16 protein-coding genes are annotated in these 19,760 nt (G+C 42.3%); 5 read left to right on the forward strand and 11 right to left on the reverse strand.

What is annotated here, in order from left to right:
• Nucleotides 1–82: 82 nt before the first annotated feature.
• The 6 genes from QZ995_RS21720 to QZ995_RS21745 form a co-directional block, all read right to left on the reverse strand.
• Nucleotides 83–439 carry a (2Fe-2S) ferredoxin domain-containing protein gene (locus QZ995_RS21720; RefSeq protein WP_301811719.1) on the reverse strand — a complete coding sequence of 119 codons (357 nt, stop codon included), beginning with the start codon at nucleotides 437–439 and terminating at the stop codon, nucleotides 83–85.
• A 304-nt stretch (nucleotides 440–743) separates the two neighbouring features.
• Nucleotides 744–1,739, reverse strand: a complete 996-nt coding sequence (locus tag QZ995_RS21725; RefSeq protein ID WP_301811720.1) for a hypothetical protein — start codon at nucleotides 1,737–1,739, stop codon at nucleotides 744–746.
• 122 nt (nucleotides 1,740–1,861) lie between these two features.
• Nucleotides 1,862–2,683 (reverse strand): hypothetical protein, encoded by an 822-nt coding sequence (locus QZ995_RS21730; RefSeq protein WP_301811723.1) that lies wholly within the window; start codon nucleotides 2,681–2,683, stop codon nucleotides 1,862–1,864.
• A gap of 1,078 nt (nucleotides 2,684–3,761) precedes the next feature.
• Nucleotides 3,762–5,012, reverse strand: coding sequence for an efflux RND transporter periplasmic adaptor subunit (locus QZ995_RS21735; protein WP_301811727.1), 1,251 nt, complete (start codon nucleotides 5,010–5,012; stop codon nucleotides 3,762–3,764).
• Nucleotides 5,013–5,037: 25 nt separating this feature from the next.
• Nucleotides 5,038–8,166, reverse strand: a complete 3,129-nt coding sequence (locus tag QZ995_RS21740; RefSeq protein ID WP_301811730.1) for an efflux RND transporter permease subunit — start codon at nucleotides 8,164–8,166, stop codon at nucleotides 5,038–5,040.
• 22 nt (nucleotides 8,167–8,188) lie between these two features.
• On the reverse strand, nucleotides 8,189–8,605 hold the full coding sequence (locus tag QZ995_RS21745) for a MarR family transcriptional regulator (RefSeq protein ID WP_003339765.1): 417 nt from the start codon (nucleotides 8,603–8,605) through the stop codon (nucleotides 8,189–8,191).
• A 203-nt stretch (nucleotides 8,606–8,808) separates the two neighbouring features.
• Between QZ995_RS21745 and QZ995_RS21750 the strand changes: the two genes are divergently transcribed.
• Nucleotides 8,809–10,005, forward strand: coding sequence for a sensor histidine kinase (locus QZ995_RS21750; protein WP_301811735.1), 1,197 nt, complete (start codon nucleotides 8,809–8,811; stop codon nucleotides 10,003–10,005).
• A 5-nt stretch (nucleotides 10,006–10,010) separates the two neighbouring features.
• Complete coding sequence (locus tag QZ995_RS21755) at nucleotides 10,011–10,727, forward strand: response regulator transcription factor (protein WP_301811738.1); 717 nt, start codon at nucleotides 10,011–10,013, stop codon at nucleotides 10,725–10,727.
• A 116-nt stretch (nucleotides 10,728–10,843) separates the two neighbouring features.
• Here the strand turns inward: QZ995_RS21755 and QZ995_RS21760 are convergent, their stop codons facing one another.
• The 3 genes from QZ995_RS21760 to QZ995_RS21770 form a co-directional block, all read right to left on the reverse strand.
• The gene (locus QZ995_RS21760; RefSeq protein ID WP_301811741.1) at nucleotides 10,844–12,049 is read right to left on the reverse strand and encodes an MFS transporter; all 1,206 of its coding nucleotides are present in this window, start codon (nucleotides 12,047–12,049) and stop codon (nucleotides 10,844–10,846) included.
• A gap of 79 nt (nucleotides 12,050–12,128) precedes the next feature.
• Entirely contained in the window at nucleotides 12,129–13,004 is an 876-nt protein-coding gene (locus QZ995_RS21765; protein WP_301811744.1) for a LysR family transcriptional regulator, read from the reverse strand.
• A 381-nt stretch (nucleotides 13,005–13,385) separates the two neighbouring features.
• Nucleotides 13,386–14,078, reverse strand: coding sequence for an SDR family oxidoreductase (locus tag QZ995_RS21770; RefSeq protein WP_301811747.1), 693 nt, complete (start codon nucleotides 14,076–14,078; stop codon nucleotides 13,386–13,388).
• 214 nt (nucleotides 14,079–14,292) lie between these two features.
• On the opposite strand from QZ995_RS21770, the gene QZ995_RS21775 reads away from it, so the two are divergent.
• Entirely contained in the window at nucleotides 14,293–15,012 is a 720-nt protein-coding gene (locus tag QZ995_RS21775) for a 3-ketoacyl-ACP reductase (RefSeq protein ID WP_301811753.1), read from the forward strand.
• Nucleotides 15,013–15,157: 145 nt separating this feature from the next.
• Nucleotides 15,158–16,516: a TrkH family potassium uptake protein gene (locus QZ995_RS21780; protein ID WP_301811755.1), complete on the forward strand. Its 1,359-nt coding sequence runs from the start codon at nucleotides 15,158–15,160 to the stop codon at nucleotides 16,514–16,516.
• 73 nt (nucleotides 16,517–16,589) lie between these two features.
• Here the strand turns inward: QZ995_RS21780 and QZ995_RS21785 are convergent, their stop codons facing one another.
• Both QZ995_RS21785 and QZ995_RS21790 read right to left on the reverse strand, forming a co-directional pair.
• Nucleotides 16,590–18,302: a DUF4179 domain-containing protein gene (locus QZ995_RS21785; protein WP_301811758.1), complete on the reverse strand. Its 1,713-nt coding sequence runs from the start codon at nucleotides 18,300–18,302 to the stop codon at nucleotides 16,590–16,592.
• Nucleotides 18,299–18,853: an RNA polymerase sigma factor gene (locus QZ995_RS21790; protein WP_031412210.1), complete on the reverse strand. Its 555-nt coding sequence runs from the start codon at nucleotides 18,851–18,853 to the stop codon at nucleotides 18,299–18,301. Before QZ995_RS21790 ends, QZ995_RS21785 begins: the two co-directional genes overlap by 4 nt.
• A gap of 183 nt (nucleotides 18,854–19,036) precedes the next feature.
• Between QZ995_RS21790 and QZ995_RS21795 the strand changes: the two genes are divergently transcribed.
• Nucleotides 19,037–19,708: an O-methyltransferase gene (locus QZ995_RS21795; protein WP_031412211.1), complete on the forward strand. Its 672-nt coding sequence runs from the start codon at nucleotides 19,037–19,039 to the stop codon at nucleotides 19,706–19,708.
• Nucleotides 19,709–19,760: the final 52 nt, after the last annotated feature.

Below are 19,760 nucleotides of genomic sequence, written 5' to 3' on the forward strand. Positions count from 1 at the left end.
TGTTCTGACTTAAATCACGAGTATGACGCACTGTGAACATGTTCTCTAGCAATATCTTTTTTTGCTGAGAGTAGCTGTTCCTTTATTTCTTTACCCCAAGCGCTACGGTTTCCTTTCTAACAAATCCGTCGCCGGAGTATCTATGGCTAATTTTAGCCTGATAATGCTGTCCTTGGACAAGATGCTCCACAATCTCTTTCGCATCCTCAGGCTGAACATTTTGATACCAAACTCCATCTGGATACACAATCAAGACACAGGCATCCTCACAGCGTCCATTACATCTGGTTCGGGTTGTATGAATCTGTTCATCTGCTCGCAGCCTGGCTATTTCTTGACGAATCGCCACAGTGACTTCTTCGCCGCCTTTTCGCATGCAACTACCGCCATTACATAGCAGGATATGGTGCTTTGTTTTCGATAAATCCCATGTTGCCATAACCTTCCCCCTTCTGGTTTCCCCTTATTGTATCAGCATTTGATTGAAAATGATTCCTTATTGAAATGTTTTGGAGAGTTTGTGCACATCCTTACAGTTTCTTTTGGTACATGTATGTAGCATAACAGATTGATATGCCATCTCTTTGTAAGCAGAAATGGAGAATCGGATAGATCATGGATTATTGATTCTGTTTTCCTACATTACCTGGATTTGATCAGATGAATTGAATTGGTTTTATCTGAACTGTAAGGAGCTTTTACCATAATAAAAAACCGTCAGAAGGATCTGACGGCCTTACGTTTTATCTTTCACGAGACACTAGCATAAAATTATTAATAAACCCATTCTCCTGTAAAAAGACAGGTTCTATGTTTTTAGTAGCAAAATCGTAATAATAAATCCCGCGCCCCTTGTTAAAATCTTGTTTTGAAGTATTGCCCAGATAATAAATACCCTTAGCGTCATGGGAAAGATAGACATCACTTCTAGACGAAATGGGGAGATCCAACTTCCTTCTTTCACCAGTCTTACTATCCACCAGACTATATTCGATAGGTGGACGATTGATACTAGGAGAGGTAATAAGAAAAAGCTGATTCCCAGTACTTGACAAGGAAATGATTTGCTCCTTTTTCAGCGATATGATCGGGCGTTCTTGTTTCGTCTCGTTATTCAGTTCAACAATTGTATAGTCGGGGGGAACCATGGCTTTTTGTTGCTTATTAGAGATGTTTCTCTGCTTCTCTCTTTCATTCTCTGAAAAACGGGCAAGATAGGTTTTATTTGCTTCTGTATTGTATGAAACCGCCCACGTGTTGCTATCGAGATCTTTATCATCCATGAACTCTAACTTATGCTTCTGTTTATCATACAAGACCGTTTTTAGGACACGCTCGCCTTTCTTCACGGCGGCTAGAATAATAGGTCCTTCTTTTGTCGTAGGCACAATGTAGTTAATGGCAAATAATTCGTTTGATAGCTGTTCCGTCTTTTTAGACTGTAGATCATAGGAGAACAATTGATCTCCTTTATCTTGTACATCTGCTGAGTAGTAAATCTTATTATCCATCAGCGCCACAACAGATAATGGATATTGTGAAGTGTAAGGAATATCTGCAAGCTTTGTCATGAGCTTAGATTGTAAATCATAGCTCATAACCCGCATTACCATTCCATTAGTTGTATCTTTCCCATTCACATATTCGGTGTAAGTAATTGATAAATAGTCCCCAAGTTTATGCTTTTTTTCATTTTGGCTTGTCATTATTTCAGATTTTTGATTTACGGTTTTTTGCATACATCCCGAAAGAAGAAGAGTAAATATCGTAACTATCATTAAACAAACTCTCTTTCTACTCATGCCCACGTTCCTTTCTTTACATGTAAAGAGGATAGGGTAAAAACCCTATCCTGTACTTATTAGAACTCATAATAGTATCTACCTTTAAATGAAAGATTTTTGTCCCATTTCAGTCCAAAGTCTTCAACACCCGTTTTCCATATATCCAGCACAGCATCTGGTAATGCACCATTGTCCCTCTTAGTTACTGTGGCTGCTTTGTCATTTTCTGTATTGCGTGCATTGATTGTGGTATTATATTTTGGATTATCAATGTCACCTTTTGTAGCACAATCCCCTTTTACTAAATTATTATCATTTTCACCTGTTGTATCGGTAAAATTTGTAATTCTCCCTGTACCTAATACACTACCAGATGATGAGCCAGTAATTACAATGGTGTTATTATTAGCACCATACTTATATGTACCAGCTGCTTTACGCGTTCCCCTAGGCAAAGCTTTGTAAGCTAGTGCTTCTACCCCGTCATCCTCCTTAATTGAGGAGGGATAAACAATTTTTTTAATGAATCCCTCTCCATCGTAAATGACTCTCATTCCTGGCTGAGGTGCTGGATTTTGTATATGATAGACTGGAAGTTCTTTAGCTTCATCTAAAATTTTCTGAACTAAAGTTTCTTCTTCTGCCAATTTTATAAGTTCTGTTTTAGAGAGTTCCTGTTTTTGAACCGCTTGTACTCTCTCATTTGAGGTAAGTTTTTCTCCCTTTTCAATCACAACCATGTTGTAAAAATCGTCATACTCAATTATTGTCCCTGCTAACATCTGATCAGGAATCTTTCCAACACTCTTTTCTGCATGAGTACTTGGAGCTGAAACCATAACAAGTGAACCTAGAATCGCTGTAGTAAGCACAAGATGGGGAAGAATCTTTCTTTTCATAAAATAGCCTCCCTCATATTGAGTAAATATAACAAAAACATACAACTATTTCCAGCATATGTTATTATTCTCATATTTACAAATGTTTCTTTGTAGAAATGAGGATATTTAGTTTCCTTTCTTTACATGTAGGGTAAAAACCCTGCCTGACATGATTTCTATCAAGTAATAAGAGGTTTTCCAATCCGTAAAAAGTTGTATTAAAATCCTATATTCTCACTGCTATAAAAAGATGGAAAAGAACCCTAGCTCAAGACAGGCTACCACTCTGTTTCCCCGTATGCCCTATTACTTATTACCTGATGGAGAAGTCACTTTAGATCAAACATTTTCTTCTTTACATATTAATTTGACCTTCAATGGTCGCTGAGCCTTGCTTGGTAAACCTAAAGACGTACGCAATATCTGCATCGGGTTTGACTGAGTAACCCGTCAAGTCGATGCCAAGCATCTTTTCACTACGGGCTTAGCTGCATCTAGAGCATCCTTCGCAGAAACGTTTTTCAAAAAAATGATTGTTCAAGCTGTGCAATCTGAGGAGTCATTTCATATTCATTCCTGATTCCCCATAGTTTTCCTGTTTGTACTTCTAACGTAGCAGAGAGTATGCCTTCGGGCCCATCAATGCACTCGATAACCCATACATTTTCCTCTTCTGATTTAACGCGTGTCGCTTTTGTCGTCTTTAATGTCTTGCCTGTGAAAGCTTTGATCTCTTGTGCCGCTCTCTGGATTATTTTCGGATCAACCTGCCTTATTTCATACTCCAGTTGGACTGCGCCTAGTTTAGTATTTTAAAATGTACAGCTTCTCGGAAGTTCATGCTACCAAGTGCAGTCAAATATAAGGATGCCTGCAATATGATTTTTGTGACACGATTTTTGAAATGTGTTTGGCTTCAGGGGGAGTTCGGGCGTTCGCTTCCAAAGTGATTACGTTCTCGTCCTTCTCTTCATCAGGAGCTAGCAGCTTGATTCTAGCCGCATTACATCCCTCTATTTCCATGAAAAAAGCTGGCACAATAGAATGTGACAGCTTTTTTCGAGAGATGCTTTTGTCTATATCTGTTCAGTTATTCTTACTTTTGGATCGTTACCTTGCTTCCATCCTTCAACAGTGTCTGTCCTTTGACTACGACCTGTTGATCTGCCTTGATTCCTGTCAGGATTTCGATGGATTCGCTAGAGGCTTCTCCTGTGGTTACTGCGACTTGTTTTGCTATTTCGCCTTCTACGACGTAAACATACTGCTTCCCGTCGCGATCGAACACGGCCTTGCGAGGAACAACTACCTTTTCCTGTCCTTTTCCTTGTTGCCCTAATACATTCATGTTCACAACCATATCCGCTTTCAGCTCGTTGTTTGGATTAGGGATTGAGATTTCGATGGGATAGGCTTTGAGCTGTGGATCCATCACCGGGCTGACAGCCGTTACTTTAGCTGTCATTTCTTTTCCCAATACCGTGATATTCACTTTTACCTCATCGCCCACCTTCACCTGTGAAATATCTTGTTCAGAGAAATTCGCCTTCACAACAAGCGGGTTGGTATTAACTAAAGTGACAACAGGGCTTTGCGGAGAAGCCACCTGTCCAACCGATCCATTCACACTTGAAATGTACCCGCTGAAAGGAGCCTTTACCACTGCATTGCCCAGTTGTGTCCGAGCATTTTCCAAGCTTACGGCCGCTTGCTTAACAGAAGCTTCAGATACACCTACTGCTGACATTTGTGTGGCAGCTTTCAGCCCTTCCTGCGCATTTGCAACCGCTGTTCTTGCATTGGCAAGCTGTGTATTTGCTTGCTCATATTGTTGTAGAGAAATTGCACCTTGATTAAATAGCGTTTGCATCCGCTGTTGATTTCGTTCTGCATCCTGTAGGGCTGTTTGGGCTTGGCTCAACCCATTCTTTGCTTGTTCAAGACCTTGACTGGAGCTATTGCCTGCTTGGTTTAAATTCGCCTTCGCTACCTGATAAGCCGCTTCTGCTTGTTTGATCGAATTAATCACATCTTGTTCATCTATACTAAACAAAGTTTCACCCTGTTTTACAAATTGCCCTAACCGAACAGGTAAGGAGGTAATTTTCCCAGACAATTTTGGACTTAACTGCACATCCTGACTAGGCGCTAATTTAGCTGTAAAGCCTGCACTAGAGGAGACTGTCCCTAGCTTAGACATTTCAATCTGAACCGGTGTTACGCTCTCTGTCTGTTCTGTCGGAGTACTCTCTGCCGCTTGATTCGAACATCCCGCTACTAAGAACAGAGCAGATGCTGCTACTAGAATCATTTTTTTATTCATCGTTGTTTTTGCTTTCAATTTCATTTCCCCCTCCTCTATCTCTTCGCCTTTACGACTTCGCTACCGCAATAGCTGCTTGTTGTTTTTTTAGCCGTTTTTGTTCTTTCTTGTGTTTACGTTTAGAAGACCAATCATCGAACCAAGTATACACGACTGGAATCAACACAAGGGTAATGAGGGTAGCAAAGCTTAATCCGAAAATAACTGTGATCGCCATCGGAGCTTGAGATTCACTACCCGAGCCTGTAGCAAAAGCTAATGGGCCAATTGCTAGAATGGTAGTCAATGTCGTCATGAGAATGGGACGCAAGCGTACAGGTCCTGCTTCCAAAATCGCATCCTTCACACTCGTACCTTTGTCTCGTAATTGATTTGCATAATCAATTAATACGATGGCGTTATTGACGACCAAACCAATCAGCAGAATATATCCAATAAACACAGACACACTGATCGAGGTATTGGTAAACAACAGGCCAAGCATAACCCCTGCAAAGGTAGGCGGGATAGAGAACATGATAATAAACGGTGTATATAAGGATTCAAATTGAGCCGCCATTACCATATAAAGTAGAACGACTGACAAAATAACAGCCAATCCAAGACTACTAAAGGACTCCATCATATCTTTACTCTCTCCGCCGTACTCAATTTTATAGCCATCCGGCAGAGAGAGCTTGTCTAGCTTCGTTTGTACATCCGTAGTGACGGAGTTCAAATCACGTCCTGCTAAATCACCTGTAATTTTTACTTCACGAGTCTGATTCGAGCGATTAATCGTTAGCGGTGCTTCAACCTTCGTAACCTCTGCAACGGAAGACAGCGCTACCTGCGCGCCACCTGGTGCAGTCATGCGCAAGCTATTCAAGTAATTCGTATCTTCCTGATACTGTTCAGGCCATTTTAATTGCACATTGATCTCATCATCGCCTGTGCGGTATTTTGTCACCGTCTGTCCATTAAATGCTGTACCCACAGCCGTTAAAATCTGTCCAGAGCTCAGCCCGTACATACTTGCTTTCTCTGCATCGATTTTTACTTCAAATTCATGCTGCGTATCATCTAAGGTGGTCACCACATTGCTGGTTCCCGGGACGCTGATTACCTCTTGTTTAATAATCCCGCTCACATCTTTTAGAACCTCGATATCATCACCGCGTAAGGTAATCTGTAAAGGCGAGCCTGTGGACATACCAGCAGACTGTTCTTTCACCTTAATTTCAGCACCCGCGATCGATGCTACCTGCTTACGCAAATCTGCCATTATCTCCTGAGTGGAGCGCTTGCGATCCTTTACGTCGACCAGTTTTAGATCAACCGTTGCTTTGTTAGACGTAGAGGTGGCTACGGCCGCTGAACCACCGCTACCAATCGAGGTGCTCAGGATATCCAGCTCCGGTACCTGCGCCGCTATCTTTTCCACTTGTTGGGCTACCTTCTTGGTTTCTTCCAAAACAGTACCGTTAGGCATCTTAATATCAATCGTGACTTGTCCCTGATCCATCGATGGCATAAATTCTGCTCCAACCAACGGTGTCAGCGCTATAGAGCCTATCATCATCGCAACAGTAACAATCGCTACCGTTTTACGGTGATTCAGGGAAAAATCTAACAGCCTTTTATAGCCTTTTTCTACCTTGTGAAATCCAATATTGAACCAGATCACCGGGTTGATTCCGCGATATCCTTCCCGTTTGTTATGTTCCGGTACTTTTTTGAGTATCCGTGAGCTTAACATTGGCACTAGGATAATGGAAAAGACTAAAGCGGCAATGTGAGAATACACAACAGTTAGAGCTAGGGGTCTAAAAATTTCTGCTGCAATACCGTCAACCAGCGCAATTGGCAGGAATACACATATTTGCGCCAAAGCAGAAGCCATTACAGCAGTACCCACTTCCTTGGAACCATCTAACGCAGCTTCTACCATGCCTTTCCCTTTTTCCCTTTGACGGAAAATGTTCTCCAGCATTACGACCGCGAAGTCAACCAATGAACCTAGTCCGAGCGTCAACCCTGATAGGGAAATTAGATTGATCGTTTGACCTGTCGCATACATCAGCAAGAAGGTGGAGATGATCGAGATGGGTAGCACGATGATCGCAACAATCATCGATTGGAAGCTGCCTAAAAAGAAGAACAAAATAATAATCCCAAACAATCCACCGAACAAGGCATGCTCTGCTGTGGTGTAGATTGAATCTTTAATAAACGTGGACGAATCCAGCGTAGTTGTTAGTTTTAAATGGGAAGGTAAGGTCTCCTCAATCTCTTTCATTTCCTGACTGACAGCATCTGCTACCTGAATGGTATTTCCACCAGATGCTTTTGTAATGGTAATGCCTAAGCTTGGTTTACCATTAACGTAACTGAACTGATTGATTTTCGCTGTTGTATCATTGATGGTAGCAATATCTTGCAGGCGAAGGGAGCCATTCCCCATGCGGATAGGTGTTAATCCGATTTTAGCCACACTATCGTACTCACCCTGAACTCGAATATTGTATTTGCCATCTCCTTCGCGTACGGCACCACCTGAACCGGACAGGTTGTTGCTGGCAATCGCCTGCTGAATTTGGTCGATGGTCAATCCATACGACGACATTTTAGCAGGGTCGAGCACCACGTCCACCACGCGATCCTGACCACCGACCAGATTTACTCCAGCCACACCATCAATTCTTTCTAAGCGGTTTTGAATGGAGTCCTCTGCAACCTTCTTCAATTGGTTGACATCATCCTCGCCTGTTAAAGCAAATGTCATAATCGGCATGCTATTTGGATCAATCCGCAGAACCTGTGGAGATTTCGCTGAGGATGGGAGCAGCTGTCGCACTCGATCCACCTTCTCCCGCAATTCCAAAGTAGCTTGATCCAAATCGGTCCCCCAGTTAAAGCTGAGAATAACCTGTGATGCTCCTTGAATCGAAATAGATGATACTTCCTTTAAATTGGCAACCGTCCCCACTGCACTTTCTATCGGTTTTGTTACCAGCTTCTCCACCTCGCCAGGCGCCGCGCCATCTACAGAAGTAACAACAACTGCAACTGGAAAATTCAGCTCTGGATACAAATCAATAGCCAATTTTGGCAGAGAAACGATTCCAAAAATCATGACTGCAAGGGTCAACATGATAATGAGAACAGGTCTCTTGACCGACACTTCAGATATATTCACTCTTTTTCACCTCACCAATGTCTTAACTAGTTATTCGTTTTTTGGTTGTATACATTTCTTGCAAGACATGGAGGGATGAAATCATCTGAGTCGTCTGTTGCTCAAACGTCTCCATTTCTGCTTGGCGTCCTGCGAATTCATTCGCATGATCAAATCGCGGGGACATCGCAACCCAAACCAATCGTTTATCCTTTTTATCCTTGAGCCTTATGACGATGTTATCTCGTTCTAGGCGATCAATTAATCCAGATACCGTACTGTACGAAAGACTAACAGCCTTGCTGATTTCCCCAATTGTTTTCGGGTCGTGCACAATTTGCTCCAGAATCAGCACTTGCTGCCAGGTGATATCTTTGCTTTCTAATTCTTCACGTGTGATCCATGTAAAAAGGGCACTCGCTTCTTTGAGAAGTTTCGCCATGGTAATCAACTCTTCCATCCAAGCCACCTCCTGCCGTTGATCAATTGTTCGCGATACGAAATGTCACAGGTTTCATTGTAGCGGCAAGTTGAAATAGGTAAATCTATCGAGGGATGGAAAACCGTAGCACTGGCTCGTCTATCTAGAGATAGATGACACCCCGTGCTACAATAGAATGTGAACAAACGGATCGAAAAATTTGAAGAAGGGTGGGCTAATCCTTGATTGATAACATAACAAAGGCCCTTCGCAAACGACTCTTACTGGTCTGGTTCTTAGCCTTATCTCTTTTGACATGGCTACCAAACTCCTATAATCATGAATCACCTATACAATTTGTGTTTTCCGTCTTACTGTTTTGTGGGTATCTGATTTTATTTTGGACCTCCTCTATTCAACTTCCCTCCATTAAAATGACTGTCATTCTTTTACTAGTCGGGGGCGTTACCCTATTTAAAGGCATTTATCTGGGGCCAGAGGGGTTTGGCATGATCATCCTGCTCGGGATTATCATCGGTCTGCGCATTGATAAAAAATATTCGTTACCGTTAGCCACCTTTTTTGGAGTGGTTACCTGTGTATTACTCATCTGGAAAACTCATAGCTACACCACACATGTTGCTCCATTTTTACTTTCTTTTATTGGGTGCTATCTGGGTGCACGCGGGTATCGTTCCCATCATGAAGCGTATCAATTAAATCAACAGCATTTAAAGGAACTGCAAATCGCACATACAAAACTGCAGGATGCACATAATGAATTGCAGGAAATGACTGTAAATACATTGCAAGTAGCTGTGTTGGAGGAGCGAAATCGGATCGCGCGTGATATCCATGACTCGTTAGGTCACAGTCTTACCTCTCTTATCGTGCAGCTACATGCACTTACCTATATGTTAAAGTCCGGCCCAAATGATGCACAGATGGCGGTCAACAATATGCTGGATGTAGCAAAACAAAGCTTGGAGGATATCCGCGGCTCTGTTCATACCCTTGCAGTCGACAAGCGGACGTTTGGCTTAACGCCATTACAAGCTCTTTTGTCACAAACAGAGAAAAATACGGACCTGTCCTGTACCTTTGTAACGAATGAGGAAGAGATAGATTTAACAAACGAGGTAACGATTGTTTTTTATCGAATTCTCCAAGAAGCTATTACGAATACATTGCGTCATTCCAATGCCACCGCCATGTGGGTGGAAATTAGGAAGCTGGCTGATTCCATCGTTTTAGCTATTCACGACAACGGCCAGAATCGTTCTCAGGAAGGGGTTAAACCTGGTTTTGGTTTATCTGGCATGAGGGAACGCATCACGAATTTAAACGGAACGCTGAAATATCAGATGAGGGAACCGTTTGGCTTTGAAATTACTGCAACAATTCCTTACCATCATTCATCTTTAGAAGGGAACACATAGCTGCTATGGTAGATCATAAACATCAAAAGATTCGAGTCATGCTGGCAGACGATCAAAAGATGATCAGACAGGGTCTTGGGTATGTCATTAATGTTCAGGAGGATATGGAGGTTACCGGCGAAGCGGCGGATGGTGAAGAGATCATCAATCTAGCTTGCGAGCTGAGGCCTGATGTCATTCTCATGGATGTACAAATGCCCAAGTGTACAGGTATTGAAGCAACACGCGAAATTGTAAAACATGTACCTAAAGTGAAGGTTCTCATATTAACGACATTCGATAACCATGATTATGTTGTGGATGGCATTCTAGCAGGTGCGGTTGGTTATATGCTAAAGGATGCTGATTCTCAGGAGATGCTAGACTTAATTCGCCGCGCTTACAATGGAGAAGCTTCTTTTCACACAGCGACGGCTGCTAAGGCATTGGCAGAGGTATTAAAGAAACAAAAATCGGAAACGACCGACACACCTGATGCCGACAAGCCGCAGGAAGCTTATCCGCAAGAGCCTAATCTCGTGCTGCTGGATGAACTTACAGAACGCGAACAGGATGTGTTGCAGCAATTAGCGTTTGGCTTTCGCAACGATCAAATTGCTCAAAATCTCTTTATCTCGGAAGGCACGGTTAAATCACATGTCCATCGAATTTTACAAAAGCTAAATGTCGATGATCGGACACAGGCAGTAGTCCTAGCGCTACGGCATAAATTGGTAAAGTAAATTCTATCTGGAGATAGATGACAAGCCCTGTATGTTAGAAATGTGAAAAGGACAGGATCCGCAATGGTTCCCGTCCTTTTTTACCTGTGTAACGATTTATTTTATAACACGCCGATTTACTGAATGCGTAATGCTGCTGGAGACTGCTCGACATGAGAGAGCTTCATAAGCAACACGAAGGCAATCACGATAAATCCTCCAATCATGCCAACAACTCCGGTCCATCCAAATAATGACCAAAACAAACCACCAAACGTCCCACCTAAACTTGATCCAGCATAATAGAAGAATAGGTACAAGGAGGAAGCCTGTGCTTTATCATGAGTAGCTAATCTCCCTACCCAGCTGCTGGCGATCGAATGCCCGCCAAAAAAGCCAAATGTAAAGATTGCAATTCCCACAATTTTACTAAATAAATGGGGCTCCAATGTAAGTCCAATGCCCCCAAACATAATAGCTAAAGACATCCACAGCATTTTAGCCCGCCCAAGTCTGTCTGCCATCTTGCCCATCCAAGTAGAGCTAAACGTACCGACTAAATACACAATAAAAATCCAGCCAACGATTGTCTGCGACAAAGAATACGGCGGCTCAACCAACTGATAGCCGATGTAATTATATAACGTCACAAAGCTGCCCATTAGCAAAAAGCCAAGTCCATATAAATAAAGCAAGCGATGGTCCGTACAATGGCTCCAGAGTGATTTTGCCAATGTCTTTACCTCTAATTTGCGCGGTGAAAAATGTCTGGAGGGTGGAAGCATAATCCAGAACAAAATCGTGCACAAAAGGCTCAACACACCAATTCCAATCAGAGCCACATGCCAGTTAAACAAATCAGTTAGCGTCCCTGTGATGATTCGTCCGCCCATTCCGCCAATCGAATTTCCGCTTATATACAGCCCCATTGCTACGCCTAGGCTATTTTTGTCAATTTCTTCGCCCAGATAAGCCATCGCAATAGCCGGTAACCCAGCCAGAACCATCCCGACCAGTATGCGAATACCCAGTAATATTTGGAATTGATAGCTAAACGCTGTACACACTGCCAACAACGAAGCTCCAATCAAGGATACCATCATAATCGGTTTGCGTCCCCACGCCTCTGACAATGAACCGAGAAATAGCAAACTTATGGCTAAAGCCATCGTAGTTACAGATAAGGAAAGACTGGCCAGCGTTGGAGAAACCTGAAATTCCTTCGTAAATTCAGGCAACAAAGGCTGCGTGCAGTACAGGATGGCAAATGTATTCAATCCTCCTGCAAACAACGCTATGTTGGTTCTGCGAAATGCGCTTGACCCTTGCTTGATATAACTCATGGTGTAAATCCTCTCTCTTTATTATTCAGTTAGAAAACCATACAACTTAGCTATGGGTTCGGTTGATGTCTCAAACAGATTAGATATAGTGCTCCTTTACAAATGAGATGAACCTTCTTGCAACAGGAGACAAATAACGCTTTTCTTTCCATGCGAGTCCAATGGTTCGTTCACAGCCCGGATCCAGCACACGTAAGAGTGATACCTTCGATTTATCCAGCACGTTTACATCTGGAACAAGACTTACTCCCAATTTAACTGCCACCAGACCAGCTATTGTAGCAATCTCCTCTCCTTCGAAGGTGATAGTAGGAGTAAAGCCAGCTTGCTTGCAAAGCGTATCTGTCAAGGTTCGCAGACCATATCCCTGCTTGAAGGAAATAAAAGGTTCATTGGCAATCTCCTTTAGCTCGATCTGTGTCCGATTTGCCAAAGGGTGCGTCTTGGAGACAATGAGAAACAGCTCCTCTGTAATTAAAGGCTCCCAATGCACCTCGTCTATCGGCTCCAGCATGGAAAACAGGGCGATATCAATTAAACCCGTTTTGAGCTGTTCTACAATCTGATCCATGGATGCTTGATGTAAATGAAAGCTGACCTGTGGATATTGCAGACGAAACGAACGAATAAATTCGGGTACTACTTCAATCCCTAAGGAATGTAAAAAAGCGATCTGTATCTTGCCGTGATCTGGGTTAATCAGGTCCTGAATTTCTTGCTTCCCCTCTTCTATCTCCTGAATGGCTCGCTCCACTCGCTTTAAGAATAGCTCCCCGTATTGATTCAGCACGATATTTCGCCCTTTTCGCTCAAACAAAGGCGTATTTAACTCCTCCTCCAAACGAGCAATTGCTCTGCTTAAGGCGGGTTGGGACACATTTAACAGCTCTGCCGATCGTGTAATGTGCTGTGTCTGTGCTACCTTGCGAAAATATAAAATTTGTTGCCATTCCATCAGCTACGTCTCCGTTTTGTTTTCTTTTGTCTTTTGTGTATCATACTTCATGTTTGTCATGACTTCAATTTACGCATTTGCATGATATTCATGCGTTTGTGTTATGAATGAAAGGGAACATGCAAAAGTCACCGTTGTTGGTCCATGCGTTCGTGCACTTAAAATTACTGCAGAATCAAGGTTAACGCAATAGACACACGGTCTGTCATCGCCAGCAGTGATCTGGGCAAATTTTGTCGTAAAAGAGAATAAAAATAGACACGCTTTCTCTCATTAGAGATGAAAGGTGTCTCAATTAGCCAGTGCCCCCTCCCTTTACAAGAAAGAAGCAAGGATATTTACTCACTTGGCTTGTCCGCCACTACAATCAAATTATTTGTTTTACTTTTGGTTTTGAATGACCACTTCAGATACGACTAGGCGTTGTCTTGGCTTCACATTTGCCATAATAACATCAGCAACATCATCTGGTTCCATCAGGTGCTTCATGCGCTCTTCCGTGAAAATACCATCCCAGAATTCCGTTTTCATCCCCCCCATGTAGATGCCGACTACTTGAATAGGAGTCTCTTTTAGCTCAATGGCTAAACTCTCTGTAAACCCTCTCACACCAAATTTGCTGGCACAGTATACAGACTCATTTGCTTTTCCTACTTTGCCGGCCGTAGATACGATATTAATAATCGTTCCATAATTTTGCACTTTCATTTGCTTTACTACTGCTTGAGTACTAAAAATCGTTCCCTTTAGATTAATATCAATCATTTGGTGAACAGCTTCCTCCGGGAGGTTTTCAGCCAAATCAAAGCTTCCTGTTCCCGCATTGTTGATCAATACATCAATTCTATTATACGTATTGAGAATAGAGGTCATGATTTCCATAATGGCTGGTTTATTCGAAACATCGCCTTCATGGATGGAATAGCTGCCGGTCAATTGCTCAGCTATCTGCTCAAGCTTTGCCTTGGTTCGTCCAAGCAAGCAAACATGAAAGCCTTGCTCCGAGTAACGTTTCGCTAAAGAAGCACCTAACCCGCTTCCTGCCCCAGTAATCACAACAACCTGTTTGTCCATACTTTTTCACCATTCCCTCGTACAGTTTCTATTCTTGTTCAGCCCGATTCATCTTCAAGCCTTCATGTGAAATCGTGTATAATGGGCTCATGGATTATAGTGTATCATGCTTTTGATCCAGCTATAACAACTAGTTGCACTTACAAAATTGACATAACAAAAGGCATTTTCGTATCATCATTTATGCTAAGTTAAAAATAGGAGGATTGCCGACATGGATTTTAAAGGAAAAAAAGCGTTAATTACCGGAGCTGGAAAAGGAATTGGACGTGCGATTGCCGTCGCTTTGGCAAAGGAAGGAACCCATCTAGGTTTGGTCGCCCGCACAGAATCTGATCTACAGGGGTTGGCTGCTGAGCTTGCAAAAACCTACGGTGTTACGGTTAGTATTGCAACTGCTGACATCTCAAAACGCAGCGATGCAGAAGCCGCATATGCCAAAATTAAAGCAGAGCTTGGCTCTATAGACATCCTGATCAATAATGCTGGCACTGCTACTTTCGGTACAGTCGCAGACATGGACCCAGCGGAGTGGGAACGAATCGTTTCTGTGAATTTGTTTGGAACCTACTACATGACGCATGCGGCGTTGCCTGATATGATCGCTCAAAACAGCGGAAATATCATCAACGTAGCCTCTACTGCTGGAGAACGCGGTTTTGCGACAGGCTCTGCGTACTGCGCTTCCAAATTTGCCGTAATGGGCTTTACCGAATCCCTATTGCAAGAGGTGCGCAAACACAACATTCGCGTCACAGCGCTGACTCCAAGCACTGTCAACACCGAGCTAGCTGTTAATGCCGGTCTAAAAATCGGTTCAGAGGATCATATGATGCAGCCAGAGGATGTAGCAGAGCTAGCCTTAGCCACCCTGCGTTTGCCTGAGCGTGTTTTCATTAAAACATCTGGAATTTGGACCACGAATCCACAATAATCATAGAGATTTATTCATGAAAAGAAGCCCTCTTTGTCTGCTGAAAAGAGGACTTCTTTTTTTTGCACCTGTTAAAAACTCTTTTTGCTTGTTACAATGTTTTTCGGTAGAATTACCTGTATTACTTACTCAGGAGGTAAGCGAGTTGCTGCTCTCTTATAAAAAACGGCGCTTAAGCTCCGTACAAATTATTGTCATGTTTTATCTCAGCAGTGTTATCCTCGCTGCATTGCTTCTCTGGTTACCCATCTTTCACCAGCCTGGCGTATCTATATCTTTTGTAGATTCTTTATTTACGGCAGCCAGTGCGATTAGCGTAACGGGTCTAACCGTCATCAAAATTAGTGAAGTGTTTAATCAGAGCGGAATTATTTTACTCACCTTGTTCTTTCAAATTGGTGGAATCGGCATTATGACCTTAGGTACCTTTTTGTGGATGATGCTTGGGCAACGAATCGGCTTAGAACAAAGAAAATGGATTGCTACGGACCATAATCGCCCCACTCTCTCGGGATTGGTCAAATTAACGCGAAGTATTTTATTGCTAACCATCTTAATTGAGCTAATCGGTACGCTATTGCTAGGCAGTTATTTTTTTGGGACTGGCTATCAGACTGATTGGTATACCGCCTATTACTATGGCTACTTTGTTTCGATTAGCGCATTTACCAATGCTGGATTCGATATCTTTGGTAATTCCCTGCTCAGCTTCTCGGGGGATTATTTTGTCCAGAGCATGAATATGATCCTCATCATCTGTGGAGCGATCGGGTTTCCTGTGCTGATAGAACTGGTCAGCTACGCAACTCATCGAAAAGGTCAATATCGCTTTACGTTTTCCTTATTCACAAAGGTAACAACCTTGACTTTCTTTACATTAATCGTGGTTGGGACACTGCTCTTTTACTTTTTTGAAAGGAATGCCTTTTTACAGGATAAAACCTGGCATGAAGCGCTTTTTTACTCCCTGTTCCAATCTGTTTCTACACGAAGCGGCGGCTTAGCCACGATGGATATCGGCTTACTGTCCACCCCTACCCTTGTCATGCTATCCGGCATGATGTTTATCGGGGCTTCTCCCAGCAGTGTAGGGGGAGGGATTCGGACAACTACGTTTTTCGTTCTAATTGCGACCGTATATACTTATATGCGTGGACAAAAGGATGTAAAAGTATTTGGTCGTGAGCTGGTCCAGGAAGATGTCTTCAAATCGTTTATGGTGTTCTTTGTCGCGATCACCATGGTGTTCACGGCAGTTATTTTCATGGTGTGGTTCGAGGACCTGTCGATACAGGCCATTTTATTTGAAGTCTGTTCAGCCTTTGGTACAACTGGCTTGTCGATGGGAATTACTTCGGAATTAAGCACCCCTGGTAAGCTCATTCTCATCATCATGATGGTGATTGGACGGATTGGGATTATCAACCTGTTACTATTCTTAAAAAAGGATGCTCCGTCTGTTCGTTATCATTATCCAAAAGAGCGGATGATTATTGGTCAATAGGAAGAGAAAAAGGCGCTTGGAAGGAGCGCCTTTTTTGTCGTGTTATATCTTTGAAGCTAAACGTTTCATTGTTCTATTTCCCCACCTGTATCGGTACCTTCCACTCCACATTTCGATCCTCTTTTATTTTACGCTTATAGGTAATGGTCAGCTCTTTAGGCAGTTTTTCTAGCTGTTGAATTCTCAATTCCCCATTCATTACAGCATTGCCATTTGCATTTCTACCTACTCCTCTGTCAAATATAGCAATATACGTATTGCCTTTTTCGTCTTTTACCTCCCACTCATCCACATTGACAATATCCTTCGCCAAGATTCCCTCCATCACAATGCTAGCTTCTGTATATGCTTCTTTTGTACCCTGATTCTTGGCCTCGTACTTCACATCCTTAAAAATGAAGAGGCTTCCCTGATCTTCTATTTTAACTGGCTCGGCAGGTAATTGTTCAAGAGTAAGCTTTGTACTGACCTTGACAGGCTCAACCTTATAAATAGAGTGTAATGTAAACATCATTTTCTTATCCTTTGGTAGCGGATAGGAATTGGCTAAAAGCCTTAATTGCTGATCCTTTGTGGTCACATAAAAGCGATTAACTTGATTTTTAAAAATGTTAACGGGATTTTTCTCTGTTCCATCTAAAAACGGGTTATGACGAGCATCATTTCTTTTGAAAGAGCTCTGATTAAAATCACTCCATAAGAAAAGTCGTTGATCATAATCACTCCATCCAGCGAGAACCGTTCCCTGTTCATCAACCAATTGATAGCTGAACCTATCATGGCAAGCTCCTTTTGGTATATTGGTATCAATTATGAGTTGTGTGAAGCTAGGAGCAAAGCTAATCTCTCTAAGATGAAAGGAGATGCCTTGAGGACTCGTATATTGCTTATTAATAGCTACTGTTTTTGTTGCCGCTTTTGCTTTCGACAGGTCTAGTGGAATTTCTACCTTCCAGTTGCCTGTTGTATTGCCTATTTTTTTTGTGCTAATTTCAATCATTAACTCGTTCGGTATTTTTTGAGCTTCATAGAAAATGGGAGTAAGATCCCGACTTAACAATACCAAATTAGCATCAAGTCGCTGCATTCTCGGAAAACTGGATGCTTCCCCATCTGCTTCATAGATTCTCCCAGCTTTATCTTTTATCTGAAAATGAACATTCTTCATGAGAGCAAATCCTTCAGATGCCTCCCCCCTCTCTCCCTCAATCGAGGTGATTAATTCAATCTTTCTTGTATCGGCAAACACTTCTTTTACTTCTAACGTAATTCCCTGATCCGTGGACTTTACATTTAGTTGTTTCATCCATTCCTTTTGATGATTATGTATTTCTTGATCGATACGATTATGATTCATCAACACAGTTGGGTCTTCGGAATGCAAGCTGGCATACAATCCGTTCACATAGATGGCAAGCGACGGAGATATCATTGAACCTACCAAAACGGTTATGGCTAGTCCAGCTAGGAGAAGAGAGGTTTTTTTCACGATGCCTATTCCCCTTTTTCCCCGGTGCATCTCTTCTTGGCGGTTAACACATTGCTTACGTTTTAATGCATGAATGGGATAAGGCGGAAGCTTTGCAACAAGCTCGTGAGCCACTATTTTTGTATCCATTGCTTGTTCAGCTCTATCGTTGTTTGTTTCCAATTGATTCACATACTCTTTTAATTGCTGCTGACAATGCTTACAGTTTAATAGATGTCCATCTACTTGATTGCTTTTGGCTAAAGAAAGTTTATTGCTTAGATAAGCATCTAGCTCTTCTGTGCTCAGACATTTCATTGGCGAGAGTCCCCCCTCTTCCCTATTTTTTCAATTGATTCCCGAAGCTTCATTTTTCCTCGTGACAGACGCATGCGGATGGTACTGATGGGAACCGATAGCTTTTTACTGATCTCCTCATAGCTTAGATATTGGAAGTAGCGCATGTCTAATACCTTTCTATACTTCTCCTCCAATGTCAGCATCCTCTGTCTTACGAACAATCGTTGTTCTTTTTCTAAATACTCATCCTCCGGTGTATGCCTATCAACCAACATGATTTCCGTTTGGACTACCGACGGTGTGCGCTTCTGCTTTCGTAGCTCGTCAAGACAATGATTGACAGCAATACGGTACAGCCATGCGGAAAAATCATAATTCGATCTATATTCGGATAAATGGTAGTAGGCTTTAATAAAAATCTCCTGAATGATATCCTGTTGATTTTGCGAGTGACCTAGCATTTTTTTCAAGATAAAAAATACCTTTGTTTGATATCTATCAATGAGCTCTGCGTATGCTTCTTTATTGCCTTGAAGAACCTGCTCAATGATTTTTTTGTCGTCCTGCATTCCGTACCTCCCATCTTCAAAGATGTTCTAGACAATCCTGATCTTTTGCTTATTCACCTATATTCGACGAACCATTCGAAAAAAAATCTCTTTTTATGCGTTTTATTTTTCATCCTGTATTACACTAGAGGCATATCAAAGATAAAGAAATGGCTGTTATCAGATTAAAGGAGGATTATTGACATGCAAGCACCTAACAAATGGGCTGAGGTTGATCAGTATTTCAACAGTATGCTACTTCCGTCTGATCCAATTCTGGAAGGAGTTCTCCAAGCAAATGCTAAAGCCGGCATGCCTGCCATTGATGTCGCACCAAATCAAGGGAAGCTCTTATACCTGCTCGCCAAAATCCGAGGCGCTAAGAAGATTTTAGAAATAGGGACACTTGGTGGATACAGCAGTATCTGGCTTGCTCGTGCCTTGCCGGAAGAGGGTCAGCTTATTTCCTTGGAGTATGAGCAAGCATTCGCTCAGGTCGCAAAAGAAAATATAAAAAAAGCGGGGCTTGCTGATAAAGTAACCATTCTTACAGGTCCTGCTCTAGAAACACTCCCTACCCTTCAAGAAAAAGGGATGACGGGCTTCGATATGATTTTTATTGATGCCGATAAACAAAACAACCCTCATTATTTACAATGGGCTTTAAAGCTTTGCAATCCAGGGGCAATTATTCTTGGAGATAATGTGGTGCGCGGTGGAGAAGTGATTCACTCTGCGAGTGAAGATGATCGTATTCAGGGCATTCGGCAATTCTTTGATCTGCTATCTGCTGAGCCCCGCATTGAAGCAACGGCTATCCAAACCGTGGGGAGCAAAGGCTATGACGGCTTCGCACTTGGTGTCGTAAAAGGATAGAGATAAATCAAGTAATAAACCAAAGAAAAGCACTCCTGATAAAAGGAGTGCT

The sequence above is a fragment of the Brevibacillus laterosporus genome, assembly GCF_030489605.1.
Lineage (GTDB): Bacteria > Bacillota > Bacilli > Brevibacillales > Brevibacillaceae > Brevibacillus_B > Brevibacillus_B laterosporus_E.